The organism is Streptomyces sp. NPDC057963, from assembly GCF_042887155.1.
Taxonomy (GTDB): domain Bacteria; phylum Actinomycetota; class Actinomycetes; order Streptomycetales; family Streptomycetaceae; genus Streptomyces.
Window position 1 is genome coordinate 1 of the sequence record NZ_JBHVPX010000008.1, and the last position, 25,358, is coordinate 25,358.

The following is a 25,358-nucleotide window of genomic DNA, read 5'->3' on the forward strand; positions in this document are numbered from 1 at the left end:
GGCCGACCGGCACCTCCGGTCGGCCCTCCCGCCGCTCCGCCGGGGCGCTACGCGCTGAGCGGGAACACGTCGCCCAGCTCCCGGAACACCGCCGTGTTCAGCGCGAACGCCCGCTTGCACTCGTCGACGACGCGCTGCTTCTCCAGGTCGTCCGCGTTCACCGCGTCCAGCAGCTCGCGGTAGCCCCGCTTGAACGAGGCGGGGTTGGATATCTCCTCGAAGACGTAGAACCGGACCCCGTCGCCCTTGCGTGCGAAGCCCCAGGTCTTCTCCGCCTTGTCGCGGATGATCTGGCCGCCCGAGAGGTCGCCGAGGTAGCGGGTGTAGTGGTGCGCGACGTATCCGGCGGGCCAGGTGCGGGCGCACTCCTCCACCCGGGCGGCGTACGCGGCCGTGGCGGGCAGCGGCTCCAGGCCGTCGCGCCAGCCGGCGCCCCGCAGATGGGCCAGATCGCGCTCCAGCTCGGCGGTGCGCATCAGCTCGGGCTGTATGAACGGACCGGCGACCGGGTCGCTCCGCAACGCCTGGGCCCCCTCCTCCAGCGCCTGGTACACGAACCACAGCTGCTCGGTGTAGCGCGTGTACGCGTCCACACCGAGGCGTCCGCCGAGCAGGTCGCTCATGAAGGTCGAGGTCTCCGCCTCGGTGTGCTGCTCGTGCGACGCGGTGCGGATCAGCGTCGAGAAGGGAGTGGCGGCGGTTGCGTCCAAGGCGGGCCTCCGGGGACCGAGGGGGACGGGAAGTCCAGAAAGGATCAGGAACGGGGACAGAAGTGTCGGCAGCGACTGCGTGCGGCAGCGGCTGTCGACATGTCCGATCTTCCTACTTAGGCTTACCTAAGTCAACAACTTCCCGACGGTCTGTCGGTAAAAACGATACGCCTGCTTCCGCCGCCGCGCGGGAGGAGGGGCGTACGCGAAAGCGGCCGCCCGGGAACGGGCGGCCGCTTTCGGTGGAGCTGTCGGCGTGACCGGTGGAGCTGTCCGCGCGGTTACGGGAGCGTCAGGATCTCGGCGCCCGTCTCCGTGACCACCAGCGTGTGCTCGAACTGGGCGGTGCGCTTGCGGTCCTTCGTCACCACGGTCCAGCCGTCGTCCCACATGTCGTAGTCATGGGTGCCCAGCGTCAGCATCGGCTCGATGGTGAAGGTCATGCCCGGCTGCATCACGGTGGTCGCGTGCGGGCTGTCGTAGTGCGGAATGATCAGCCCGGAGTGGAACGACGCGTTGATCCCGTGCCCGGTGAAGTCCCGCACCACCCCGTACCCGAAGCGCTTCGCGTACGACTCGATGACCCGGCCGATCACATTGACCTGCCGCCCCGGGCGGACCGCCTTGACGGCCCGGTTCAACGACTCCTCGGTGCGCTCCACGAGCAGCCGGGACTCCTCGTCCACGTCGCCGCAGAGGTACGTGGCGTTGTTGTCGCCGTGCACACCGTTGATGTACGCCGTGACATCGAGGTTCACGATGTCGCCGTCGCGCAGCACCGTGGAGTCCGGGATGCCGTGGCAGATCACCTCGTTGAGCGAGGAGCAGAGCGACTTGGGAAATCCGCGGTAGCCGAGCGTCGACGGGTAGGCGCCGTGATCGCACATGAACTCGTGGGCGACCCGGTCGAGTTCGTCCGTCGTGACGCCCGGGGCGATGTGCTTGGCGGCCTCCGCCATCGCCTGCGCGGCGATCCGCCCCGCGATGCGCATGCGCTCGACGGTGTCGGCGTCCTGGACCTCCGGACCGGTGTACGGGGTGGGGGCCGGCTTGCCCACGTATTCGGGGCGCCGGATGTTTCCGGGTACGGAACGGACGGGAGTGATCTCCCCGGGTACGAGCAGCGACTGGCCAGACATGTCAGCGAGTCTAACCAGCGTGCGTGGGGCAGCATGGCCCCGAGGGAAGGAGCAGGAGATGGCCCTGTTCAAGAAGCGCACGGTCGGCAAGCCGGGCGAGTGGTACTACTGCCTGCAGCACCGGAAGGTCGAGGAGGGCCCCGAGTGCCCGGCCAAGGACCGCTTCGGGCCGTATGCCTCCCCGGAGGAGGCGCGGCACGCGATGGAGACGGCGCAGGAACGGAATCTCGAATGGGAGACGGACCCCAAATGGCACGACCGGGGGGAATCCGGCCCGTCCGGCGACTGAGGACCGAGGAGCGGGGGCGGCGCCCCCGCTCCTCAGACCCCGGAGGGGCTGGCCTCTCCGGCCTCGCGCCTGCGCACCGCGTCCTCGTCCGTCTCGGAGTCGTACGTCAGCAGCTTCGGCAGCGCCGCCGTGAGCAGCGCGACCGAGGCCAGGCACGCCACGCCCCCGCCCCAGATCGCGGAGCGGGTCCCCGTCCAGCCCGCCATCGCGCCGGCCCGCACCTGGCCCAGCTGCGGGCCGACGCCGTACGAGAGCACCTCGATGCCCGCCAGCCGGCCGCGCAGTTCCTCCGGGATGGTCTGGTTCCAGATCGTGGAGCGGCCGAGGCCGCTGAGCATGTCCCCCGCGCCCGCCACCGCCAGGCAGACCAGCACGAGCCATACGTCGGTGAACCATCCGGCCGCCGCGATCGCCAGCCCCCAGGCCGCCGCGCCGAACACGACGAACAGCCCGTGCCGCCGCACCCGTGACGTCCAGCCGCTGGTCAGGCCCAGGACCAGCGAGCCGACCGACCCCGCCGCGTACATCAGCCCCAGTGACCAGTCGGCGTCCAGCTCGTCCGCGAGGAACGGGAAGATCGTGTTCGGGAAGGCGAAGAACATCGCCGCGAGATCGACCGCGTACGTCCCCAGCAGCACCGGCCGGCTCCAGGCGTACCTCGCCCCCTCGGCTATGCCGCGCAGCGAGGGCTTTCCGTTGTCCTGTGCGGGCGGCGCGGGTGCCAGCCGCAGACACAGCAGCACGGACACGGCGAACGTGACCACCGTGACCGTGTACGCCGTGGCGTGCCCGGCGTAGGCCACCACCAGCCCGGCCACCGCCGGGCCGGTGATCGCGCCGAACTGCCAGCGCAGCGAATTCAGCGTGGCCGCCGCGGTCTGCTGCTCGTGCGGCACGATCCGGGCCATCAGCGAGTCCAGGGCCGGCCGCTGGAGCCCGGACAGCGCGGAGACCCCGCCCGCGACGAGGTAGAGCGGCCAGAGCATCGGGTCGGGCAGCGCGGCGTTCACCAGGAGCACCAGAGCCAGCAGCCCCAGCCCCGCCTCGGTGCCCAGGATCACCTTGCGGCGGTCCGCGGAGTCCGCGAGCGCCCCGCCGTACAGACCGAACACGACGAGCGGCACCAGCTCGACCGCCCCCATCGCACCGACGGCCAGGGGCGAGCCGGTCAGTTCCTTGATCTGGAGCGGCAGCGCGATCAGCGCCATGAAGCTGCCGAAGTAGGTCACCAGGCCCTGGATCCACAGCAGCCGGAAATCGGCCGAGGAACGCAGGGGCGAGAGATCGGGCAGCAGCGCGGCGAGCTGGCCTGCCGGTGAGGGAGCTGAGGTCACGGGGGCTCATGGTCCGGCGCCGCAGATGCTTCCTGCAACAGGTTTTCCCCGACGGCAGGGGGCCCGGCGGCCCGGAGGAACCCGGCGGGGGACCGTCCGGCGGCAGGGCTGCGCGTACGGCGTCCGCGGCCGGGCTCCATGGTGCGGGACCCGTCCCCCGCACCGGTGGGCGGCACCGGACCGGCCGAACGGGGGCAGGTGCCGTGACGGATGTCGCAGGGGAGCGACGCTGCGTTCCCCTCCATGGCGCGCAGTAGTGTCGGGGCCATGACTACGAACGACAGCGGCAGCGCACCCAAGCCCCCCGCCAAGGATCCCTGGGACCTCCCCGACGTGTCCGGGCTGACCGTCGGTGTGCTCGGTGGCACCGGGCCGCAGGGCCGCGGACTCGCCTACCGGTTCGCCCGCGCCGGGCAGAAGGTGATCATCGGCTCCCGCGCCGCCGACCGCGCACAGGCCGCCGCCGACGAGCTGGGCCACGGCATCGAGGGCGCCGACAACGCGGAGTGCGCACGGCGCAGCGACGTCGTGATCGTCGCCGTGCCGTGGGACGGCCACGCCAAGACCCTGGAGTCGCTGCGCGGCGAGCTCGCGGGCAAGCTCGTCGTCGACTGCGTCAACCCGCTCGGCTTCGACAAGAAGGGCGCCTACGCCCTGAAGCCCGAGGAGGGGAGCGCCGCCGAGCAGGCCGCCGCCCTGCTGCCGGAGTCCCGGGTCACCGCGGCCTTCCACCACCTCTCGGCGGTGCTGCTCCAGGACGAGGCCATCGAGGAGATCGACACCGATGTGCTGGTGCTCGGCGAGGCCCGCGCCGACACCGACCTCGTACAGGCACTGGCGGGCCGGATCCCCGGCATGCGCGGCATCTTCGCCGGGCGGCTGCGCAACGCCCACCAGGTCGAGTCGCTGGTCGCCAACCTGATCTCGGTCAACCGCCGCTACAAGGCGCACGCCGGTCTGCGTACCACCGACGTCTGAGGGCGTTCCCGGCGCACCCTGCGGTGAGCGGAACGGGGCATGAGGGACACTGGACGGGACCGTGCACCACCCCGGACAGGAGCCGCTCCCCATGCCCCGCCTCGCTCTCTACGCCCTCGCCGTCTGCGTCCTGGCCGTCGTCGCGGCCGTGCTCTCGTTCGTCCAGGGCAGCTGGCTCGGGATCGTCTGGGTGCTGCTGGCCGGGCTCTCGTCCAACATGGCGTGGTTCTACCTGCGCCGACGGCGCGCGGAGAGCGCCGCGGGCTAGGTGTTCTGTTCTGGGAGGCCGGGGACCGGCGCGGCTCAGCCGCCGACCGCGCAGACCGGGTCGGCCGTCTGCCAGAAGCGGTAGGTGTCGAATCCGCAGTACGTCGTGAGATCGCTGACGCCCAGCGCCCGCAACAGGGAGTGGATCGCGTCGAAGAACGCGTGGTTGGCCTCGGGAATCCACAGGATGCCGAAGACCGCGATCAGCCCGAACGGGGCGAACGGCTCGACCTGCCGGCGGATCCGGTACGAGAGCCAGGGCTCGATCACGCCGTAGCCGTCCAGCCCCGGTACCGGGGCGAAATTGAGGATCGCCGCGGTGACCTGGAGCAGTGCCAGGAACCCCAGCGCGTACCGGAAGGGGACCGGGACGCCGTCCAGCGCGTGCAGCCAGAACGGCGCCGTGCAGACGAACGCGAACAGCACATTCATCAGCGGGCCCGCCGCCGAGATCAGGCTGTGCTTCCAACGCCCCCTGATCCGGCCCCGCTCGATGAAGACCGCACCGCCGGGCAGACCGATACCGCCCATGATCACGAACAGCACCGGCAGGACGATGCTCAGCAGGGCATGCGTGTATTTCAGTGGATTCAGGGTCAGATAGCCCTTCGATCCGATGGAGATGTCCCCGCTGTGTAGCGCGGTCCGGGCGTGCGCGTACTCGTGCAGACAGAGCGACACCACCCAGGCCGCCGTCACGAAGAGGAAGACGGCGACTCCCGGCTGCTGTGCGAAATCCGTCCACACCGCCCAGCCCGACACCGCCGCCACGGCGGCGATTCCGAGGAAGACCGGGCTGATCCGCCGGTCGCTGCGGGCTGCTGCGGTGGTCATCGGCGAACTCCTGGTGGCTGGCCGGAAGGGGGACGGGGAGATGCGCGGCGAGAGCGACCGTACAGGCGACACGTCACGAACGTCTCGCGTCGGGGCAGTGGTTCCGTGAAGGGTGGGGCCATGAAGAGCGATCCCGGCACACGGCGGACCCCGCGCACAGGGTCCACACGGGTGCGGCCGCACGTATGTCCACTTCCCGATCCCGGTCACGGAGAATAGGCGCGTGCGCTACTGCATCCTCGGGACCACCCAGGCACTCCGCGACGACGGCACGGCCGTCACCCTCGGCGGGGCACGGCTGCGTGCCCTGCTCACCGTCCTCGCACTGCGCCCCGGCCGCACCGTTCCGGCCGCCGTGCTCGTCGACGAGGTGTGGGACGGCGACCCGCCGGCCGACGCGGTGGGCGCCCTGCAGGCGCTCGTCGGACGGCTCCGGCGGGCCCTCGGCCACGCGGCGATCACCTCGGCGGAGAGCGGCTACCGGCTCGCCGCCGAGCCGGACGCGGTCGACCTCCACCGCTTCGAGCGGCTCGCGGGGGAGGGGGCGCGGGCGCTGGAGGAGGGCGACGCGGCGAAGGCCGTGACCGTGCTCGACGACGCCCTCGCCCTGTGGCGCGGACCGGCCCTGGCCGATCTGCCCGACCGCGGCGCTCTCGCGGCCCGCTGGGCGACCCGGCGGCTGGACGCCCGCCGCGGCAGGCTCACCGCGGCGCTCGCCCTCGGCCGCGCGGACGAGGCCCTGCCCGAACTGGTCGCCCTGTGCACCGAGCACCCGCTCGACGAGCCCCTCCAGGCGCTGCGGCTGCGGGCCCTGCGCGATGCCGGGCGCACGGCGCAGGCGCTGGCCGCGTACGACGAGGTGCGTACGGTGCTCGCCGACCGGCTCGGCGCCGACCCCGGACCCGAACTGCGCTCCCTGCACGCCGAGTTGCTCCGCCAGGAACCGGCGGTCCGGACGAGCCCGACGGGCCCGGCCGCGGCAGCCGCCACGACGGCCGCGGAGGCCGCGCCTGCCGCGGAGGAAGCGCCCGCCGCCCCGGCCGCCACGACCGCCACCGCGGTCCACCCGCACCGGCCCTCCCGTCCCCGGCCCCCGGCCCCCGCCCCGCAGGGAAACCTCCGGGCCAGGCTCACCAGCTTCGTCGGGCGCGAGGGGGACATCGACGCCCTGCGCGCCGACCTCTCGCACGCCCGGCTGGTCACCCTCCTGGGCCCCGGCGGCGCGGGCAAGACCCGGCTCTCCCAGGAGGCCGCCGAATCCGTCGCCTCCGCCTGGCCGGACGGTGTCTGGCTGGCCGAACTCGCCCCCGTCGACGACCCCGAGGCCGTACCGGAGGCCGTGCTCACCGCGCTCGGCGCCCGCGAGACCGTGCTGCGCGGGGCGGGCGCCGAGGAACTCCGGGTCGCCGAGGGGCACGCGGGCGACCCCCTCGTACGCCTCACCGAGTACTGCTCCCGGCGCCGCATGCTGCTGCTCCTGGACAACTGCGAGCACCTCGTCGGGGCCGCCGCCGCCCTCGCCGATCATCTGCTCTCCCACTGCCCGGAACTGACCGTGCTCGCGACCAGCCGCGAACCCCTCGGTGTTCCGGGCGAGTTCGTCCGCCCCGTCGACCCGCTGCCCGACCCGATGGCGCTCCGGCTGCTCGCCGACCGCGGCGCCGCCGCACGGCCCGGCTTCCGGACCGACGCCGACGAGGAGACCGCGGCCGCCGCCGCCGAGATCTGCCGCCGCCTCGACGGACTGCCGCTCGCCATCGAACTCGCCGCCGCCCGGCTGCGGATGCTCACCCCGCGCCAGATCGCCGACCGGCTCGACGACCGGTTCCGCCTGCTCACCAGCGGGGCCCGTACCGTACTGCCCCGTCAGCAGACCCTGCGCGCCGTCGTCGACTGGTCCTGGGACCTGCTCGACGCCTCCGAACGCGCCGTCCTGCGCCGCCTGTCGGTCTTCTCGGGCGGCTGCACCCTGGCCGCCGCCGAGGCCGTCTGCGCGGACGGACCGCGGGACGCGCGCGAGGTCGCGGGGCTGCTCGGCTCGCTCGTCGACAAGTCCCTCGTCGTCGCCGCGCCCGCCGACGACGGCGAGATGCGCTACCGGCTGCTGGAGACCGTCGGCGAGTACGCCGCCGAACGGCTCGACGCGGCGGCGGAGCGGAACACCGTGGAACGGCGCCACCTGGTGTTCTTCCGGGAGCTGGCCCGTACCGCGGAACCCCGGCTCCGCGGCGCCGGACAGCGGTCCGTCATCGAACTTTTCGAGCGCGAGTACGAGAACCTCCGCACCGCCCTGCGCCGTGCCGTCGCCGCCCGCGACGAGCAGGAGGTGCTCTGCATGGTGCTGTCGCTGTGCTGGTACTGGCAGATGCGCGATCTGCGCAGCGACGCCCTGCAGTGGGCCGACGCGGCCGCCGCGCTGGGCCCCGACCCCTTCGCCCCACCCGCCGAGCCCGCGCCGTCCCTCCACGAGCGGTGCATCGACGCGCCGCCGCCCATGTCGCCCGAACTGCTCCAGGAGGCGCGGCGCGAGGTCGCCCTGGTCCAGCTGGTCAGCATGGACCACGCCAAGGACGTGTGGGTCGACGAGAAGGGCATGGCCCGGCTCCGGGTCATCGCGGAAACCTACCGGGCGGGCCAGCCGCAGACCTGCCGCACCCCCGGGTCGCTCTGGTTCTTCGCGGTCATGATCACCGGGCACGTCGGTGAACTGCGCGAGCTGCTGGACGAGACGGTCCGCGCCGGCCGGGAGTACGGCTACGAGTGGGAGCTGGCCGGGGCCCTCCAGATGCGGGCGACCGTGCTCGCCAACCGGCCCGACTGGGCGGGCGACGCCCAGCGGGACGCCGACGAGAGCCTGGAGATCTTCAGCCGGCTCGGCGACGACTGGGGCGCCGCCGAATCGCTCTCCTGCCGGGGCGAGGCCAGCGAGAGACGGGGCGAGTACGCGCGCGCGGCGGAGGACTTCCGGGCCGCCATCGGCTACGCGGAGAGGCTCGGCGCCCAGTCCCAGGTGGCGGTCCTGCGCGCCAGATACGCGTCCGTCCTCACCGAGATGGGCCGGGGCGACGAGGGCGAGAAGATCCTGCGCGAGGTGCTCGCCGAGGATCACCGGGCGAGGCACGAGGCGCGGCCGGCCGCCCGGCTCTACCTCTCCATGTGGCTGGGCCGCAGTGGCCGTACCGACGAGGCGCGCGAGCAACTGACCGTGCTGCGCGAGGAGTTCAAGTCCGAGACGGTGGCGATCTTCGAGGGGTTCGTGGTGGGCGGGCTGGCCTGGCTGGACAACCAGGACGGGTTGTACGCCGAAGCCCTGCACCGGGGCCTGGAAGCGCTGGAGCGGTCCCAGGACCGGCTGTCGCAGATGGTGGCGCCGCACATGTCGGCCATCCATCTCCTCTCCCTCGCCCGGTCGCTGGCCGGAATCGGCGGCGAGGAACGGGCCGCGCTCGCCGCCCGGCTGCTGGGGTCCGGCAAGGAGCTGCTGCCCCAGGGGCATGTGCCGACGTCGATGGAGCGGCACGACTGCGCCCAGACGGAAGAACTGGCCGTCGCCGTCCTCGGCCGGGCCGCCTACGACGCCGCGTACGCCGAGGGCGGCGGCCTCACCCTGGAGGAGGCCACCGCCCTCGTCGACGCGTACCGGGAATGAACCGCGGCGGGGCCGCGCCTCAGGACTTCTTGCGGAACTTGGCGACCGCGAGCGGTGCCGCCACCGCGGTGATCACCGCGGCCCAGCCGAGCGTCACCCACACCGAGTGGGCGATCGGACCGCCCATCATCAGACCGCGCACCGCGTCCGCCAGGTTGGACAGCGGGTTGTACTCGGTGAACGTCTGGAGCCAGCCGGGCATCGTCTTGGTCGGGGCGAAGATCGAGGAGCCGAACTGGAGCGGCATCAGTACGAGCATCCCCGTCCCCTGAACCGCCTGGGCCGTCTTCATGGTCAGCCCGAGCAGGATGAAGATCCACATGATGGCGGCGCCGAACACCGCCGACAGCGCGATCGCCTCGATCAGCCCGAACACCGAGGACTGGAGCTCCATGCCGAGCGCGAAGCCCATGCCCAGCAGGATCAGGGTGGCGACCATCATCCGGCCGAGCTCGACCACGATCTTCGCGATGAGGACGGAGGAGCGGGCGATCGGCATCGTCCGGAACCGGTCCATGACGCCCTTGCGGAAGTCGTCGTTGACACCGGAGCCGACCGCCGAGGCGATGTTCATGCCCATCATCGCCATCAGACCGGGTATCAGGTAGTTCAGATACTCCTGCCGGCCGCCGCCCATGCTGCCGCCGACCGAGCCGCCGAACACGTACACGAACAGCAGCGTGAAGACGACCGGCATCATGAGCGCGTCGAACATCGACTCCGGATCCTTCTTGATCTGGAGCAGATTGCGCCGCGCCAGCGCACCGATGTGGCGCAGATTGCTGCGCAGCCCGATCCGGCCCTCGTCGTGGACCGGCTTCACACGCGCGGGCTCGGTGGGCGTGGGCGTCAGAGTCGCCGTGCTCATGCCGCGACCTCCTCGGGGATCATGTCGGTGGCGGAAACGCTCTTCTCGCCGGTGATGGCGAGGAACACCTCGTCCAGGCTGGGCAGCGCGGTGGCGACGTGCGCCAGCGAGAAGCCCCGGGCGCCGAGCAGGCCGATGACGGCGGTCAGCTGCCCGTCACTGAGGATCGGTACGTACAGCAGTCCCTCGTCCGGGACGGCCTGCGCGCCCGAGACCCCGTCCAGTCCCGCTTCCCGGATCGCCTGCGCCATCGCGGGCAGCTGCGCCGGGTCCGACGGCCGGATCTGCAGGGTGCGGCCGCCGACCTTGGCCTTCAGCTCGTCCACCCCGCCGCGGGCGATGATCCTGCCCTTGTCGATGACGGTCAGCTCGTTCGCGAGCTGCTCGGCCTCTTCCATGTACTGGGTGGTGAGCAGCACGGTCGCCCCCTCCGCGACCATCCGCTGCACCTCGTCCCAGACCTCGTTGCGGGTCCGGGGGTCGAGCCCCGTGGTCGGCTCGTCCAGATACAGGACGGCCGGGCTGCCGATCATGGAGGCGGCCAGGTCGAGCCGGCGCCGCATGCCGCCGGAGTAGTCCATCGCGGCACGCCTGGCCGCGTCGGTGAGCGAGAACCGCTCCAGGAGCTCGTCGGCCCGGGACCGGGCGGTCTTGCGCGGCAGATCGAGCAGCCGCCCGATCATGTAGAGGTTCTCCCAGCCGGAGAGCTTCTCGTCGACCGAGGCGTACTGCCCGGTCAGGCCGATGGTGCGGCGCAGCTGCCGGGGCTGCTTCACCACGTCGTAGCCCGCCACGGTGGCGTGTCCGGCGTCGGGGAGGATCAGGGTGGACAGGCAGCGTACGAGCGTGGTCTTGCCGGCTCCGTTGGGGCCGAGCACACCGAGCACGGTGCCCTCGCGGACATCGAGGTCCACGCCGTCCAGAGCCTTGGTCGAGCCGTAGTGCTTGACCAGCCCCCGGACCTCGACGGCGTTCGAGCCGCTCCTGGGGTTCTTGTCGATTCGCGTCATGCCCACCATGGGACCAGGCGCCGCCGACACTCCGCCGACAGCGGGCCGACAGCCCGCCGATGGGGGATGTCGGCGGGCTGTCGGTGGTGCGGGCAGTGGTCCGTGTCAGGGCCTGTCCGGACGGCCGGGCCCTGATGGGATCAGTGGAAGGTGTGCTCGGCGGCCGGGAAACCGCCGCCCACGACCTCCTCGGCGAACTCCTTCGCCGCGTCACCCAGTACCTTGCGCAGGTTCGCGTACTGCTTGGTGAAGCGCGGCACCTTGCCGCCGGTGAGCCCGACCATGTCGGTGTAGACCAGCACCTGGGCATCCGTGTCCGGACCGGCGCCGATGCCGACGGTCGGGATGTGCAGGGTGCGGGTGATCTCGGCGGCCAGCTCGGCCGGCACGAGCTCCAGGACCACGGCGAACGCGCCCGCGTCCTGCACGGCCTTGGCGTCGCGCAGCATCTGCTGGGCCGCCTCCTCGCCGCGGCCCTGCACCCGGTAGCCCATCGCGTTGACGGACTGCGGGGTCAGGCCGATGTGGGCCATGACCGGGATACCGGCGTCGACCAGCAGCCGGATCTGCTCGTGGCTGCGCTCACCGCCCTCCAGCTTGACCGCACCGACGCCGGACTCCTTGATCAGCCGGGTGGCGTTGCGCAGGGCCTGGACGGGGCCTTCCTGGTACGCCCCGAAGGGCAGGTCGGCGACGACCAGGGCGCGCTTGGTGCCCCGGACGACGGCGGCGGAGAGGATCGCGATCTCGTCCATCGTGACGGGCACGGTGGTTTCGTAGCCGAGGTGGCAGTTGCCCATGGAGTCGCCGACGAGCATGACCGGGATGCCGGCCTCGTCGAAGACGGACGCGGTCATCGCGTCGTAGGCGGTGAGCATGGGCCACTTCTCGCCGCGCCCGGTGGCGGCGGCGATGTCGTGGATGGAGATACGGCGGGTGCTCTTGCCTCCGTACAGCGCCTTGCTGCTGTCGGTGGGGGTACCCGCGGGGGTTGCGGCGGACTTGTTCTGCGCAGCCTGCAGCGACATGTGCCAACGGCTCCTTCGTCATCTCGAGGCGCCCTGTCGGCGTCCCCGGACCGGTTCCATGGTGGCATCCCGCGGCCGTCCACGGGAAGTGGGCCGGTAAAGACTTTCCGATACGAGACGGTCTCGTATCGGAAAGTGGATAGGCTCCTGACATGTCAATACCGTCGGGCGCTCGCCCCGCCCTGCCCCAGGTCCCCGAGGCGGTCCACCGCCGTCGATGGGCGATCCTCGTCGTTCTGATGTTCAGCCTGCTCATCGTGGTGCTGGACAACTCGATCCTGAACGTCGCGGTCAAGGTCATCGCCAGCCCCGCACCCACCGGCCTCGGTGCCACCCAGAGCGAGCTGGAATGGGCGATCAACGCCTACACGCTCGTCTTCGCCGGCCTCCTCTTCACCGCGGGCCTGCTCGGCGACCGCGTCGGCCGCAAGAAGGTCCTGCTCTTCGGCATCCTCCTCTTCGGTGTCGGCTCCGCCCTGGCGGCCATGTCCGACTCGCCCGGGGAGCTGATCACCTGGCGTGCCGTGATGGGCTTCGGCGCGGCGTTCGTCATGCCGGCCACGCTCGCCGTCCTGATGAACGTCTTCGAGCGCGACGAGCAGCCCAAGGCCATCGGGATATGGGCCGGCAGCGTCGGCCTCGCCATCGCGATCGGACCGATCACCGGCGGACTGCTGCTCGAACACTTCTGGTGGGGCTCGATCTTCCTGGTCAACGTGCCCGTGGTGGTTGTCGCGCTGATCGCGATGGTGGCGCTGGTGCCGGACTCGAAGGACCCGAAGCCGGGCCGGACCGACCCGCTCGGTGTCCTGCTGTCCGTCGTCGGCCTGGTCCTGCTGGTGTACGGCATCATCCGCGGCGGCCAGCTCGCCGACTTCACCGACCCCGGCGTGCTGGCCGCGACCATCGGCGGCCTGGTCGTGCTCGCCGGGTTCGTCTGGTACGAGAAGCGCAGCAGCCATCCGGCCCTCGACATCTCCTACTTCAGGGAGCCGTCGTTCTCCGCGGCCGTCGCCTCCATAGCACTGGTCTTCTTCGCGCTGATGGGCGTGACCTTCTTCTCCGCCTTCTACATGCAGAGCGTGCGTGGCTGGAGCGCGCTCCAGGCCGGTCTGCTGATCCTGCCGCTGGCCGCCGCCCAGATGATCTTCGCGCCGCGCGCCCGGCTGGTCGTCGACCGGTTCGGCGCCCGTGCGGTCTGCACCGCCGGGATGCTGCTGGTCGCGGTCGGCCTGGCCTCGTTCGCACTGTTCGACGCCACCACGCCGATCTGGGTGCTGTGCGTGATCTTCTTCGTCCAGGGCACGGGCATGGCCCATGTGATGACACCGGTCACGGTCTCCGTGATGCAGTCGCTGCCCAGGGAGAAGGCCGGTTCCGGATCGGCCGTCAACAACACGTTCCGGCAGGTCGGCGGGGCGCTCGGGGTCGCCGTGCTCGGCTCGGTACTGTCCACCGTCTACCGCGGCAGCATCGAGGGGCACCTCGGCGCGCTCCCGGCCGGTGCCAGGGAGGCGGCGGGGGAGTCGATCGAGGCGACGCTCGGCATCGCGGACAAGCTGGGCCCGGCGGGCGCTCCGCTGGTCGCCGCCGCGAACGACGCGTTCCTGAAGGCCATGCACGTCACGGCCGTCGGTTCGGCGGCCATCGCCCTGGCGGGCATGGTCGTGGTGGCGCTGTTCCTGCCGGGGAAGGCGCCCGCCGGGGACAGGGCCGGCGGGTCCGGCACGGGCGAACGGCAGCCGCGTGTCCGGGCGGACCGGTGACGGCCCGGCCGAGCTGAAACGTGCCGCCCAGGGTTCCGGGCAGATCGCCGGAACCCCGGGGCGGCCCACGGAGGCACCGCCGCCGTCGGCGAGAATCGGACGGGGGACGGTGCGGCGAGAGGTGGATTCACGTGCGGGTACAGGCACAGACGCAGAACCGGAACCATCCGGTCCGGCAGGATCCGGAACCGCGAAGGGGCCGGCCGCGCAGTGCGGCGGCCGAACGGGCGATCCTGGACGCCGTCGTCGGACTCCTGGAGGCCGGTGAGCCCCTCGCGGGCCTGTCCATCGAGCGGATCGCCCGGACCGCGGGCGTCGGCAAGGCGACCATCTACCGGCGGTGGAGCGGCAAGGAGGAGCTCTTCGTCGACGTCCTGCGCGCCATCGAACCCCCGGAGCCCGCTGTCTCCGGCAGCGCCGGTCTCGCCGATCTGCGGCTGCTGCTGGAGTCGATGCGCGGACGCGGTCTCGCCCAGCGCTCCTCCGCCCTGCTCCACAACGTCTACGCGCAGATGAAGAGCCATCCGATGCTGTGGAACGAATACCACTGCACCGTCATCGAGCCCCGCCGCGCCGCCGTGCTGGCCGCCGTGCGACGGGCGGTCGACGCGGGCGAGCTCCGCGCGGACCTGGACGTGGAACTGATGGACGACCTGTTCCTGGCGCCCATGCTCGTACGCACCGTCCACCGGCCCGAAGCGCCGCTGCCCGAGGACCTCGCCGACCGCATCATCCAGGCCCTGACGGAGGGCCTCGCCCCCCGGCCCGCCCCCGGCGGCTGACTCCGGCCCGCCGACGGCCGCCCCCTGCCCTGGCGGCCGGCTCCTGCCCGCCGGCTGCTGCCGCCCCTGCCCGGACCTGGCCCGGCGACCGGCCGCGACCCGCCGCAGGCGGCAGACCTGCCCGGACCCGCCCGAGTGTGATCGTTCTGTCACAAGCCCCCGCAGACCCCTCCCGGCAGGAACCTTCCGGGCCCCGCCCTTCGTCCTCGTGGCAGTACAGCCGCCGTGGACGGCGGGAAACGCGCCGCACATCGCCTAGGGTCGAGGGCGCGGCGACACGCAAGGCAAGGCAGTGAGGACAGCGCGATGGTGCAGGAGTACGGAGCGGACACCGGGAACGACCGTGCGGAGCCGCGGCGTACCGGAACCGGATCCCGCTTCCGGGACCTGCTCGAAAGATGGAGGCGCGACACGGGCATCTGGCGGCGCGGGATCGTCCTCGCCGTCTGCGCGGTCCTCCTCACCCTGGTGATGGCCTTCCACGCGGAGATCCCGAACACCATCGGCAACCTGGGCAGCCTCACCGAGACGTTCCTGCCGTGGTTCGGCGTGTGCCTCCCGGTGCTGCTGATCCTGGGCCTGGTACGCCGCTCGGCGACCGCGCTGATCGCCCTGCTGCTGCCGGTCGTGGTCTGGTTCAACTTCTTCGGCGGGCTCCTGCTCACCGACAAGTCCGGCAGTGGTGGCGAGCTCACCGTGGCCACCCACAACGTCAACGCCGACAACGCCGACCCCGCGGGCACCGCCCGGAAGGTCGCCGACTCCGGCGCCGACATCATCGCCCTGGAGGAGCTGCCGAGCGGCCGGGTACCGGCGTACGAGGCGGCGCTCGCCGACCGCTTCCCGTACCACTCGGTGCAGGGGACCGTCGGCCTGTGGAGCAAGTACCCGATGAGCGGCACCCGGCCGGTCGACATCAAGATGGGCTGGACCCGGGCGATGCGCTCCACGGTGAAGACACCCAAGGGCGAGGTCGCCGTCTACGTGGCCCACCTGCCGTCCGTACGGGTCAAGCTGCACGCCGGTTTCACCGCCAACCAGCGCGACGACAGCGCGGACGCCCTGGGCGAGGCCATCGCCGACGAACGGCTCGGCAAGGTGATCCTGCTCGGTGACCTCAACGGCACGATGAACGACCGTTCGCTCAACGCGGTCACCTCGCAGTTGCGGTCCACCCAGGGCGCGGCCGGTGACGGCTTCGGCTTCAGCTGGCCGGCGTCGTTCCCGATGGCGAGGATCGACCAGATCATGGTGAAGGGCGTCGAGCCGATGTCGTCGTGGACGCTCCCGGCGACGGGCAGCGACCACCTTCCGATCGCCGCGCGCGTGGAACTCTGACGAAACGGCCCGTTCGCCCGCGGGGGAGGGGCCGCGCCGCGTTGAAGCGGGGGCCGCGCTGAAAGCACTGAAGCAGGGGGCCGCACGGAAGCGGGGGCACGCCGAATCGGGACGTGCCGAGGACGGCCGCGCATGCTCCGGGCGCGCCGCGCCCGGAGCATGCGCGGCCGGCCGCTCAGACCGACTCGCGCCACCGATTGGTGATCGGCAGCCGCCGGTCCTTGCCGAAGCCCTTCGGGGAGATCTTCGTGCCCGGCGGGTACTGCCGCCGCTTGTACTCCGCCGTGTCCACCATCCGCAGCGTCTTCGCCACCAGCGCGGCGTCGAACCCGGCCGCGACGATCTCGTCCAGACCCCGGTCCCGGTCGACGTACAGCTCCAGGATCCGGTCCAGTACGTCGTAGTCGGGCAGCGAGTCCGTGTCGACCTGTCCCGGGCGCAGTTCGGCGCTGGGCGGCTTGGTGATGGACGCCTCCGGGATCGGCGGCGTCTGCCCGCGCTCCTCGGCGGCGCGGTTGCGCCACTTCGCGAGGCGGAAGACCGACGTCTTGTAGACGTCCTTGATCGGTCCGTACGCCCCGACCGAGTCGCCGTACAGCGTCGAGTAGCCGACCGCCAGCTCGGACTTGTTGCCCGGCGCGAGGACGATCTGGCCCTCCTGGTTGGAGACGGCCATCAGCATCGTGCCGCGCAGCCGGGACTGGAGGTTCTCCTCGGCGAGGCCGCTGAGCCCGAGCGAGCCCATGTACGCGTCGAACATCGGCTCGATCGGTACGGTGCGGAAGTTCAGCCCGGTGCGGCGGGCCAGCTCGGCCGCGTCGCCCTTGGAGTGGTCCGAGGAGTACTTCGACGGCATCGAGATGCCGTACACGTTCTGCGCGCCCAGCGCGTCGCAGGCGATCGCGGCGACCAGCGCCGAGTCGATCCCGCCGGAGAGCCCGATCAGCACACTGCTGAAGCCGTTCTTGGCCGCGTACGCCCGCAGACCCACGACCAGCGCCGAGTACAGCTCCTCGTCGTCGTCGAGCCGCTCCGCGTAACCACCGGCCAGCTCCGGCTCGTACGCCGGGACGGGCTCCTCGGAGAGCACCACGTGCTCGATCCGCAGCCCGTCGTTCACCACACCGGACGGCGGCTCGGCGGCGGCGGCCGGCAGGTCCAGATCGAGGACGACGCAGCCCTCGGCGAACTGCGGGGCACGGGCGATCACGTCGCCGTTCCGGTCGACGACGATCGAGTCGCCGTCGAAGACCAGCTCGTCCTGGCCGCCGATCATCGCCAGATACGCGGTGGTGCAGCCGGCCTCCTGGGCCCGCTTGCGGACCAGTTCCAGCCGGGTGTCGTCCTTGTCCCGCTCGTACGGCGAGGCGTTGATCGACAGCAGCAGTCCGGCACCGGCGGCCCGTGCGGCGGGCACCCGGCCGCCGTCCTGCCAGAGGTCCTCGCAGATCGCGAGCGCCACGTCGACGCCGTGGACCCGCACGACCGGCATCGAGTCGCCCGGCACGAAGTACCGGAACTCGTCGAAGACGCCGTAGTTGGGGAGGTGATGCTTGGCGAAGGCCAGCGCGACCTGCCCCCGGTGCAGCACCGCGCCGGCGTTCTGCGGGGCGCCGGCGGGCTGGCCGTAGCGCGGCTGGGCCGTCTCGGACCGGTCGAGGAAACCGACGACGACCGGCAGCTCCCCGAGGCCCTCCGCGTCGAGACGGGCGGCGAGCGCGCGCAGCGCCCGACGCGAGGCATCGACGAAGGACGGCCGCAGGGCCAGGTCCTCGACGGGGTAGCCGGTCAGCATCATCTCGGGGAACGCCACCAGGTGGGCGCCCTGTTCGGCGGAGTGCCGGGTCCAGTGGACGATCGCCTCGGCGTTGCCGGAGAGATCACCGACGGTCGAGTCGATCTGATTCAGTGCGAGGCGTAGTTGAGGCACGCCGCCCAGTGTAATCGTCTGACTGACGCGATGTCCTGGCGGGCCGCGCAACCGACCGGCCGCCCGCCGGGAACGGGTCAGCGGCGGTAGCCGACGACCGTCATCATGCCCACGTCCGAGTGGTAGATGTTGTGGCAGTGGAGCATCCACAGCCCCGGGTTGTCCGCGTTGAACTCCACGGCCAGTGAGCTGTTCGGCCGGATGATCGCGGTGTCCTTGCGTGCCCAGGCGGCCTGCCCGCGCCGAGTGGCCCGGTGTCTCGGCCCCGCCGCTCCCACGAGGCCGAACGAGTGCCCGTGCAGATGGATGGGGTGCCACATCTCCGTGACGTTGTAGAACTCCAGCCTGACCCGCTCGCCCGCCTCGACCGGATGCCGCTGGCGGGGGTTGTACGGCTTGTGGTCGAAGGCCCAGTCGTACGCCGCCATGGTGCCGGTCATCCGGAACCGGATGGTCCGGTCGGGCTCGCGCACGGACAGTGCCACGGACTCGTCCGGCGCCAGCTCGCGCGCCTCCACCAGCCTGCCGTCCAGCTCCTTGGGCCGTACGGACGCGGTGGGCGCCGCGCCCTTTCCGGTACGGAGCAGGGCCAGCGCCGACGCCCGCTTGCCCTCGGCGAGCGCGGTCAGCGGGAACACCCCGTCCCCGGCGGTGACGAGCACGTCGTACCGCTCGCCCATGCCCAGCAGCAGGGCGTCCGTCGTGGTGTGCCGGACGGGATAGCCGTCGGTGTGGGTGATCGTCATCCGGTGGCCGCCGAGCGCGACACGGAAAGGGGTGTCCCCGCCCGCGTTGATGATGCGCAGGCGGATGCGGTCGCCGGGCCGGGCGGTGAAGGAGGTGGGGGACTTCGGGATGCGGCCGTTGATCAGGTAGTACGGGTAGGCGACATTGCCCCCGTGGCTCTTGAGCAGTTCGCTGTAGGAATTCCTCGCGATCCGCGAGGGGCCGGAACGCTTCTTGGCGGTGCCGGGGTTCCTCCGGGACCCGGGGTCCTTGGGAGACCCGCCGTGCCCGCTGCCCCCCGTATCGCCCTTGTCGTCCATCCCGCCGTGGTCCATGCCGCCATGGTCCATGCCGCCCCTGCCTCCGCTGAGCTCGTCGAGCACGGAGTCGGGAGTGGAGCCGTCCACCCCGTCGACCCAGTCGTCGAGGACGACGACCCACTCCTTGTCGTACTTGAGGGTCTCCTTCGGGTCATCGACGATCAGTGGCGCGTACAGCCCCCGGTCCTGCTGGACGCCCGTGTGCGGGTGGAACCAGTACGTCCCGGGGTGCGACACCTTGAAGCGGTACGCGAATTCGGCTCCCGGCCGGATGGGCTTCTGGGTCAGGCCGGGCACGCCGTCCATGTCGTTGCGCACGTTGAGGCCGTGCCAGTGCAGGGTGGTCGCCGCCGGAAGGTGGTTGGCGAGGTTGAGCGCGACGGTGTCGCCCACCGAGAGCCGCAGCTCCTGTCCGGGCACCCGGGCGTCGTAGGCCCAGGAGCTGACGACGAGCCCGCCGCCCAGATCGAGCCGGGACGGGGTGGCGGTGAGGTCGATCTTCCGTACGGGGCCGGAGGGCCGCTTGGCCTCGGCCGCGGCGACCTCCTCGCCGTCGGGGGAGACGTACTCGCCCCGGGACCTCCCGCGGGGAGAGGTCCCGTGGTCCGCGCCGCCGTGGTTCGTGCCGCCGGGGTTCGCGCTGCCGGACTTCGTACCGCTGCGGTCGGTGTCGGATTCGCCGGAGCACGAGGCCAGAGCCGCCGTACCGGCCGTGGCGACGGCGGCGCCGAGCACGGCGCGTCGGGTGGGTGGAGTGCGCATGACGGAGAGCACCTCGGGGTGTCGTCGGTATTTAGGTCTGCTGGGGGAGGGGGAGGCGCCCCTCCTATATGCACAGCACCGACAACGGGGCACGGCGGATCCGGCCCGGCCGCGAAGCCGGCCACGGCACCGGGAGGAGCCGCCCCCCGCCACCCCCGAGGAGGTGGACGATCCCGATGAGCAGCGCGACGAACAGAAACGACTGTCCGTAGGTCGCACATCTACTCAGAGTCATGTCGAGCACCCTACCCCCGCTGGGTATCGGGCGCGCGCGGAAACGTATCGCCACAGCTCTCCAGGGCTTTTCGGAAGATCCGCGGGACGCGCGCGGGCTCCCCGGGCGCACAGCGCGAAGAGCCCGGTCCCCCACGTGCGCATGGGGTACCGGGCTCTTCGATCCGGGTGTTCGCGAGCCGGTCAGCCGCTGGGGGAGTAGACCTTCTCCACCCAGTGGGCGATCTGCTCGTCGGTGAGGTGCTGCGCCAGATCGGCTTCGCTGATCATGCCGATCAGCTTCTTGTTCTCGACCACCGGAAGCCTGCGGATCCGATGGGTCTGCATCTCCTCCAGAACCATCTCCACGTTCGCCCCGGAGTCGATCCAGCGAGGGGTGCCGTGGGCGAGCTCGCCCGCGGTCATCTTCGACGGATCGTGTCCCATCGCCACACAGCCGATCACGATGTCGCGGTCCGTGAGGATGCCGATCATCCGGTCCTGTTCGCCGTTGGCCGAGATGGGCAGCGCGCCCACCTTGTGGTCGCGCATCAGCTGCGCGGCGCGGTCGAGCGTCTCGTGCGCGGGGATCCATGTGGCCCCGGTGTGCATGATGTCCTTGGCGGTGGTCATGGGGGATTCCTCCTGCGTGCCGGCGGGCATGCTGTTCGACCCCGAGCGAACCCATCGTCATGGGCCCGTTCGGGGTACGCGACCGCTATCACCCGTTCGGGTGCAGATGCGGGCCGGCGGGAATCTCTCAGGACCGGGGCTTCGCCCCTCGTGCCGCCAGCATGCCGGCCATCGTGTCCAGCTCGGACTGCTGGGCCTCGGCCATCCCCCGGGCGAGGCGCTTCTCCACCTTCACCGTGCACAGCCGGGCGCAGCCCAGGGCCATGTCGACGCCGCCCTTGTGGTGGTCGGTCATCAGCTGGAGGTACAGGACCTCGGCCTCTCGGCCGCTCGCCCCGCGGAGCCGGTCCAGCTCGGTCCGGGTGGCCATGCCGGGCATCAGGGAGCCGTCGTGGGCCCGGTATCCGGACCCCGCCCCCGTCCCGTCCGTGCCCGCCATGCCGTCCATGCCGTCCATGGTGTGTCCCCCGTGCCCTCCAGCCATCCAGGCCATCGGCTCCTGCCCGGCGGCGGCCTTCGGCAGCTCCCACAGGTCCAGCCAGCCGAGCATCATGCCCCGCTGGTTGGCCTGCGTATTGGCGATGTCGTACGCGAGGCGGCGGACCTCCTCGTCCTGCGTACGGTCGCGCACGATGAAGGACATCTCCACGGCCTGCTGATGGTGGACCGCCATGTCGCGGGCGAAACCGGCGTCCGCGGAGTCCACCGCGGGCGTGCGCGGGGCGGGTGCGGTGGCGCGGTCCGTGTCGTCGCCTCGCGCGGAGGCGACCGTCGCCACCCCCGCGAGGAGCAGCGCGAGCGCGACGGCGGAGCCCGCCGCCCACTCGGCGCGCCGACGGCGCCGTACCGCGGTCATGAGGCCCCCAGCCCGCCCGTGCACGCCGCACCGGGCTCGGGCGTCTGCGCCCCCTGCACGAACTTGGTGAAGAACTGGTCGACCCGCGGGTCCTCGGCGCCGTCCACCGTCACCTGATTGCCCCAGGCACTCAGCATGATCGCCCCGGCCTGGCCCTCGTAGGGGCTCATCAGCGAGTACGGCGTCCTGCCGACCCGCTCGGCGAGCGCGGCCACATCGGCGTCCGACGCCTTGTCCGTGTACGTCACCCATACCGATCCGTGCTCCAGCGAGTGCACGGCGTTCACGTCGGGGATCGCCTTCTTGTACACCTCGCCGTCGCAGTTCATCCACACGGGGTTGTGGTCACCGCCGACCGGGGGCTTCATCGGGTACGTGACCGGCGTGGTGACGTGGTTGCGGGTCAGCTTCTTCGCGTCCCACGTCTCCAGCCCCTCGATCGGCCCGTCGGCGGGCTTCTTCCGGTCCGGCTCGGGTGCCTTGGCGTCCTCCGCCTGCACGTCCGGCTCCTTCGCCTTCGCCGACGCCTCGGACTTGTCCAGCACCAGGTACGAGCCGAAACCGACCAGGCCCGCGACGACGAGGACGCTCAGGCTTATGGCCAGGACACGGTTGCGGCGCTCACGCGAGCGGTCGGCGGTGCGCATGTGCTCTATGCGGGTCCTGCGGTCGAAGCTCATGTCGTCAGGTCCTTCTGCGAAGGGGAGGAGAGAGGAGGTGAGGGACAGGAAGCGGACGGGAGAACAGGCACGCACGGGACCGTCGCGAAACCGCTCCACCCCTTGCGCACCGTGGGCGCCGATCGTAGTGGGTGGCCGGGTGCTCCATCTCACGTCGTGTGCGTAATCTGGGTGAAATCCCGGGTCGTGATACTGGAGCATCTCCCCTACCCCGGGCGGTGGTGCACAGACCGTCTGAACTGCAAGGATGTGGCTATGGACAAGCAGCAGGAATTCGTCCTCAGGACGCTTGAGGAGCGCGACATCCGCTTCGTACGGCTGTGGTTCACCGATGTCCTCGGCTACCTCAAATCCGTTGCCGTGGCCCCCGCCGAGCTGGAGCAGGCGTTTGACGAGGGCATCGGCTTCGACGGCTCGGCCATCGAGGGCTTCGCCCGGGTGTACGAGTCCGACATGATCGCCAAACCGGACCCGGGCACGTTCCAGATCCTGCCGTGGCGCGCGGAGGCCCCGGGCACGGCCCGGATGTTCTGCGACATCCTGATGCCCGACGGCTCGCCGTCCTTCGCCGACCCGCGCTACGTCCTCAAGCGCATCCTCGCCAAGACCTCGGACCTGGGCTTCACCTTCTACACCCACCCGGAGATCGAGTTCTTCCTGCTGAAGGACAAGCCGGTCGACGGCAGCCGCCCCACCCCCGCCGACAGCTCGGGCTACTTCGACCACACCCCGCAGAACGTCGGCATGGACTTCCGCCGCCAGGCGATCACCATGCTCGAATCCATGGGCATCTCGGTCGAGTTCAGCCACCACGAGGGCGCCCCCGGCCAGCAGGAGATCGACCTGCGCTACGCCGACGCGCTCTCCACCGCCGACAACATCATGACCTTCCGCCTGGTGATGAAGCAGGTGGCACTGGAGCAGGGCGTGCAGGCCACGTTCATGCCGAAGCCGTTCTCCGAATACCCCGGCTCGGGCATGCACACCCACCTCTCCCTCTTCGAGGGCGACCGCAACGCCTTCTACGAGTCGGGCGCCGAGTACCAGCTGTCCAAGGTCGGCCGCTCCTTCATCGCCGGTCTGCTCACCCACGCCGCGGAGATCTCCGCCGTGACCAACCAGTGGGTCAACTCCTACAAGCGCATCTGGGGCGGCTCGTCCCGCGCCGCGGGCGCCGGCGGCGAGGCCCCCTCGTACATCTGCTGGGGTCACAACAACCGCTCCGCGCTCATCCGCGTCCCCATGTACAAGCCCGGCAAGACCGGCTCCGCCCGGGTCGAGGTCCGCTCCATCGACTCCGGCGCCAACCCCTACCTGACCTACGCGGTGCTGCTGGCCGCGGGCCTCAAGGGCATAGAGGAGGGCTACGAACTCCCGGCCGGCGCCGACGACGACGTCTGGGCCCTGTCCGACGCGGAACGCCGCGCCATGGGCATCGAGCCGCTGCCCCAGAACCTGGGCGAGGCGATCTCGCTGATGGAGAAGAGCGAGCTGGTCGCCGAGACCCTCGGCGAGCACGTCTTCGACTTCTTCCTGCGCAACAAGAAGCAGGAGTGGGAGGAGTACCGCAGCGAGGTCACCGCCTTCGAGCTGAAGGCCCTGCTGCCGGTGCTGTAGGCGCGGGTCGCCGCACTGCGGCCGAGGGTTTCGGGGCAGAGGCGCCGCCGCCTCTGCGCCGGATCGCGTGCGGCCCGGCGGACGTGCTGGTGAAGGATGCGGGCGTCGCCCTGAAGCCGGACGACCCGGATGCGGACCGCCGGCGGACCCATGGCGATTCTCGGACGGCAGCCCTTGGGGTCGCGGCATGGGGGGACTTGACGTCAAGCTGCGCCTGAAGCCGTGCAAGTGGTGCAAACAGCCGATGAAGCAACGCAGTTGGTGGCGGCCGAAGCGGTACTGCAACCGCTGGCGCCATGTGAAGCACGGAGTGACGAACCTCGTCGCGAATGTGCTGGACAGCTTCTGGCCTTCCGGGGTGCTCTTTCACCGCCGTACCGTTCGCGCTGATCGCTCTCGTGATGCTCAGCCGTACGCCGCACCTCGCCGTGCGCCGCCGCGACCCCCGCTCGCCGTCGTCGCGAGCCTCGCGGCCGGCCTGGCGAAGCTCGGCGACCCGACGCCGCGACTGAGGTAGTGTGACCCATCCCCACCCGGGGACCGACCGAGGAGGTGAGACCCATTACCGCTGTATCAGGCTGGGTGCTCACTCCGCACGATCGCGTGGTCGACCCGACATAACCGACCGCGGAGCGCCCATCGGCTTTCCCGAAAGGCTCCGCTTCATGTCGGTTTCCGTCTCACCGTCCGTCGTCTCCTCCATCGTCACCACACTCCGCGCCGCCGGCTGCGTATTCGCCGAGGACGAAGCGGAGTTGATTCTCTCCGCGACCACGGACCCCGCCGAACTCGCCGCCATGGTCGAACGGCGGGCCGCCGGTCTGCCCCTGGAACACGTCCTCGGCTGGGCCGAGTTCAGCGGCCTCCGGATCGCCGTGGACCCCGGCGTGTTCGTACCCCGTCGCCGCACCGAGTTCCTGGTCCGGCAGGCCGCCGCCCTCGCCGGGCCCGGGGCGGTCGTCGTCGACCTCTGCTGCGGATCGGGTGCCCTCGGCGCCGCGCTCGCCGCGACGCTGGACCGGATCGAACTGCACGCCGCCGACGTCGAACCCGCAGCCGTACGGTGTGCCCGCCGCAACATCGCCGACGCGGGCCGGGTGTACGAGGGCGACCTCTTCGAGCCGCTCCCCGGCTCGTTGCGCGGCCGGGTGGAGATTCTGCTCGCCAACGTGCCGTACGTACCGACGGAGGACGTCGAGCTGCTTCCCCCGGAGGCCCGTATCCACGAACCGCGCGTCGCACTCGACGGCGGCACGGACGGCCTCGACGTCCTGCGGCGGGTCACCGCCGAGGCTCCGCGATGGCTGGCACCGGGCGGGCATTTGCTGGTCGAGACGAGCGAACGGCAGGCGGGCCGGGCCGAGGAGACCGTCGCCCGCAGCGGTCTGATCCCGCGCGTCGTCACCTCAGACGAGCTGTACGCGACCGTCGTCGTCGCGACCCGGCCCGGCCCGGTCGTCCCTGACGGGCCGTCGGCTCCGGCCGGGGGCTGAGCACACACGGCCGCCCGCTCCGGATGGACCGGGTGGATACGGGCGCCGTGCGCGCATGAGCGGGGGCGCCGGATGCCGTACTGCCCGGAGGGCGTGATCGCCGGCGCCGAGCTGCTGCGCGCACGGTCCGGCGGGA

22 protein-coding genes are annotated in these 25,358 nt (G+C 71.4%); 9 read left to right on the forward strand and 13 right to left on the reverse strand.

The features are described from left to right. Positions 1-47: 47 nt before the first annotated feature. Positions 48-710, reverse strand: coding sequence for a heme oxygenase (biliverdin-producing) (locus ACFVT1_RS19800; RefSeq protein WP_389797004.1), 663 nt, complete (start codon positions 708-710; stop codon positions 48-50). A 281-nt stretch (positions 711-991) separates the two neighbouring features. Further along, positions 992-1,849: a type I methionyl aminopeptidase gene (gene map / locus ACFVT1_RS19805; protein WP_389797007.1), complete on the reverse strand. Its 858-nt coding sequence runs from the start codon at positions 1,847-1,849 to the stop codon at positions 992-994. Between the two features lie 58 nt (positions 1,850-1,907). Between map and ACFVT1_RS19810 the strand changes: the two genes are divergently transcribed. Beyond that, positions 1,908-2,138: a hypothetical protein gene (locus ACFVT1_RS19810; protein WP_389797010.1), complete on the forward strand. Its 231-nt coding sequence runs from the start codon at positions 1,908-1,910 to the stop codon at positions 2,136-2,138. Between the two features lie 32 nt (positions 2,139-2,170). Here ACFVT1_RS19810 and ACFVT1_RS19815 read toward each other — a convergent pair whose 3' ends face one another. After that, a complete protein-coding gene (locus ACFVT1_RS19815) occupies positions 2,171-3,472 on the reverse strand; it encodes an MFS transporter (RefSeq protein WP_389797011.1) in 1,302 nt (433 codons plus the stop codon). 267 nt (positions 3,473-3,739) lie between these two features. Between ACFVT1_RS19815 and npdG the strand changes: the two genes are divergently transcribed. Both npdG and ACFVT1_RS19825 read left to right on the forward strand, forming a co-directional pair. Then, positions 3,740-4,450: an NADPH-dependent F420 reductase gene (gene npdG / locus ACFVT1_RS19820; RefSeq protein WP_389797014.1), complete on the forward strand. Its 711-nt coding sequence runs from the start codon at positions 3,740-3,742 to the stop codon at positions 4,448-4,450. Between the two features lie 91 nt (positions 4,451-4,541). Continuing rightward, on the forward strand, positions 4,542-4,718 hold the full coding sequence (locus ACFVT1_RS19825) for a hypothetical protein (RefSeq protein ID WP_389797016.1): 177 nt from the start codon (positions 4,542-4,544) through the stop codon (positions 4,716-4,718). A 35-nt stretch (positions 4,719-4,753) separates the two neighbouring features. Here ACFVT1_RS19825 and ACFVT1_RS19830 read toward each other — a convergent pair whose 3' ends face one another. Further along, entirely contained in the window at positions 4,754-5,551 is a 798-nt protein-coding gene (locus ACFVT1_RS19830) for a site-2 protease family protein (protein ID WP_389797019.1), read from the reverse strand. A gap of 223 nt (positions 5,552-5,774) precedes the next feature. On the opposite strand from ACFVT1_RS19830, the gene ACFVT1_RS19835 reads away from it, so the two are divergent. Continuing rightward, positions 5,775-9,200: a BTAD domain-containing putative transcriptional regulator gene (locus ACFVT1_RS19835; RefSeq protein ID WP_389797020.1), complete on the forward strand. Its 3,426-nt coding sequence runs from the start codon at positions 5,775-5,777 to the stop codon at positions 9,198-9,200. A 19-nt stretch (positions 9,201-9,219) separates the two neighbouring features. Here the strand turns inward: ACFVT1_RS19835 and ACFVT1_RS19840 are convergent, their stop codons facing one another. From ACFVT1_RS19840 to panB, 3 genes are all read right to left on the reverse strand, one after another. Next, the gene (locus ACFVT1_RS19840; RefSeq protein WP_389797022.1) at positions 9,220-10,068 is read right to left on the reverse strand and encodes an ABC transporter permease; all 849 of its coding nucleotides are present in this window, start codon (positions 10,066-10,068) and stop codon (positions 9,220-9,222) included. Beyond that, positions 10,065-11,087 carry an ATP-binding cassette domain-containing protein gene (locus ACFVT1_RS19845; protein WP_389797025.1) on the reverse strand — a complete coding sequence of 341 codons (1,023 nt, stop codon included), beginning with the start codon at positions 11,085-11,087 and terminating at the stop codon, positions 10,065-10,067. Before ACFVT1_RS19845 ends, ACFVT1_RS19840 begins: the two co-directional genes overlap by 4 nt. A 131-nt stretch (positions 11,088-11,218) precedes the next feature. Next, on the reverse strand, positions 11,219-12,106 hold the full coding sequence (gene panB, locus ACFVT1_RS19850; RefSeq protein WP_389797027.1) for a 3-methyl-2-oxobutanoate hydroxymethyltransferase: 888 nt from the start codon (positions 12,104-12,106) through the stop codon (positions 11,219-11,221). A gap of 152 nt (positions 12,107-12,258) precedes the next feature. Between panB and ACFVT1_RS19855 the strand changes: the two genes are divergently transcribed. The 3 genes from ACFVT1_RS19855 to ACFVT1_RS19865 all read left to right on the forward strand — a co-directional run bounded on the left by ACFVT1_RS19855 (position 12,259) and on the right by ACFVT1_RS19865 (position 15,992). Further along, on the forward strand, positions 12,259-13,872 hold the full coding sequence (locus ACFVT1_RS19855) for an MFS transporter (protein ID WP_389797030.1): 1,614 nt from the start codon (positions 12,259-12,261) through the stop codon (positions 13,870-13,872). 131 nt (positions 13,873-14,003) lie between these two features. Beyond that, complete coding sequence (locus tag ACFVT1_RS19860) at positions 14,004-14,654, forward strand: TetR/AcrR family transcriptional regulator (RefSeq protein WP_389797033.1); 651 nt, start codon at positions 14,004-14,006, stop codon at positions 14,652-14,654. Between the two features lie 306 nt (positions 14,655-14,960). Then, on the forward strand, positions 14,961-15,992 hold the full coding sequence (locus ACFVT1_RS19865) for an endonuclease/exonuclease/phosphatase family protein (RefSeq protein WP_389797036.1): 1,032 nt from the start codon (positions 14,961-14,963) through the stop codon (positions 15,990-15,992). 175 nt (positions 15,993-16,167) lie between these two features. On the opposite strand, the gene ACFVT1_RS19870 is transcribed toward ACFVT1_RS19865, so the two are convergent. The 6 genes from ACFVT1_RS19870 to ACFVT1_RS19895 form a co-directional block, all read right to left on the reverse strand. Further along, a complete protein-coding gene (locus tag ACFVT1_RS19870; protein WP_389797039.1) occupies positions 16,168-17,922 on the reverse strand; it encodes an NAD+ synthase in 1,755 nt (584 codons plus the stop codon). Positions 17,923-17,999: 77 nt separating this feature from the next. Next, positions 18,000-19,730: a multicopper oxidase family protein gene (locus tag ACFVT1_RS19875; RefSeq protein ID WP_389797041.1), complete on the reverse strand. Its 1,731-nt coding sequence runs from the start codon at positions 19,728-19,730 to the stop codon at positions 18,000-18,002. A 64-nt stretch (positions 19,731-19,794) separates the two neighbouring features. Next, on the reverse strand, positions 19,795-19,965 hold the full coding sequence (locus ACFVT1_RS19880; protein WP_389797044.1) for a hypothetical protein: 171 nt from the start codon (positions 19,963-19,965) through the stop codon (positions 19,795-19,797). A gap of 182 nt (positions 19,966-20,147) precedes the next feature. Beyond that, positions 20,148-20,576: a CBS domain-containing protein gene (locus ACFVT1_RS19885; protein ID WP_389797046.1), complete on the reverse strand. Its 429-nt coding sequence runs from the start codon at positions 20,574-20,576 to the stop codon at positions 20,148-20,150. A 127-nt stretch (positions 20,577-20,703) separates the two neighbouring features. After that, positions 20,704-21,432, reverse strand: a complete 729-nt coding sequence (locus tag ACFVT1_RS19890) for a DUF305 domain-containing protein (RefSeq protein ID WP_389797048.1) — start codon at positions 21,430-21,432, stop codon at positions 20,704-20,706. Beyond that, on the reverse strand, positions 21,429-22,112 hold the full coding sequence (locus ACFVT1_RS19895) for a DUF3105 domain-containing protein (RefSeq protein ID WP_389797050.1): 684 nt from the start codon (positions 22,110-22,112) through the stop codon (positions 21,429-21,431). Before ACFVT1_RS19895 ends, ACFVT1_RS19890 begins: the two co-directional genes overlap by 4 nt. A 255-nt stretch (positions 22,113-22,367) precedes the next feature. On the opposite strand from ACFVT1_RS19895, the gene glnA reads away from it, so the two are divergent. Further along, positions 22,368-23,729: a type I glutamate--ammonia ligase gene (glnA, locus tag ACFVT1_RS19900; protein WP_093897617.1), complete on the forward strand. Its 1,362-nt coding sequence runs from the start codon at positions 22,368-22,370 to the stop codon at positions 23,727-23,729. 665 nt (positions 23,730-24,394) lie between these two features. After that, positions 24,395-25,222, forward strand: coding sequence for a putative protein N(5)-glutamine methyltransferase (locus tag ACFVT1_RS19905; protein ID WP_389797053.1), 828 nt, complete (start codon positions 24,395-24,397; stop codon positions 25,220-25,222). Positions 25,223-25,358: the final 136 nt, after the last annotated feature.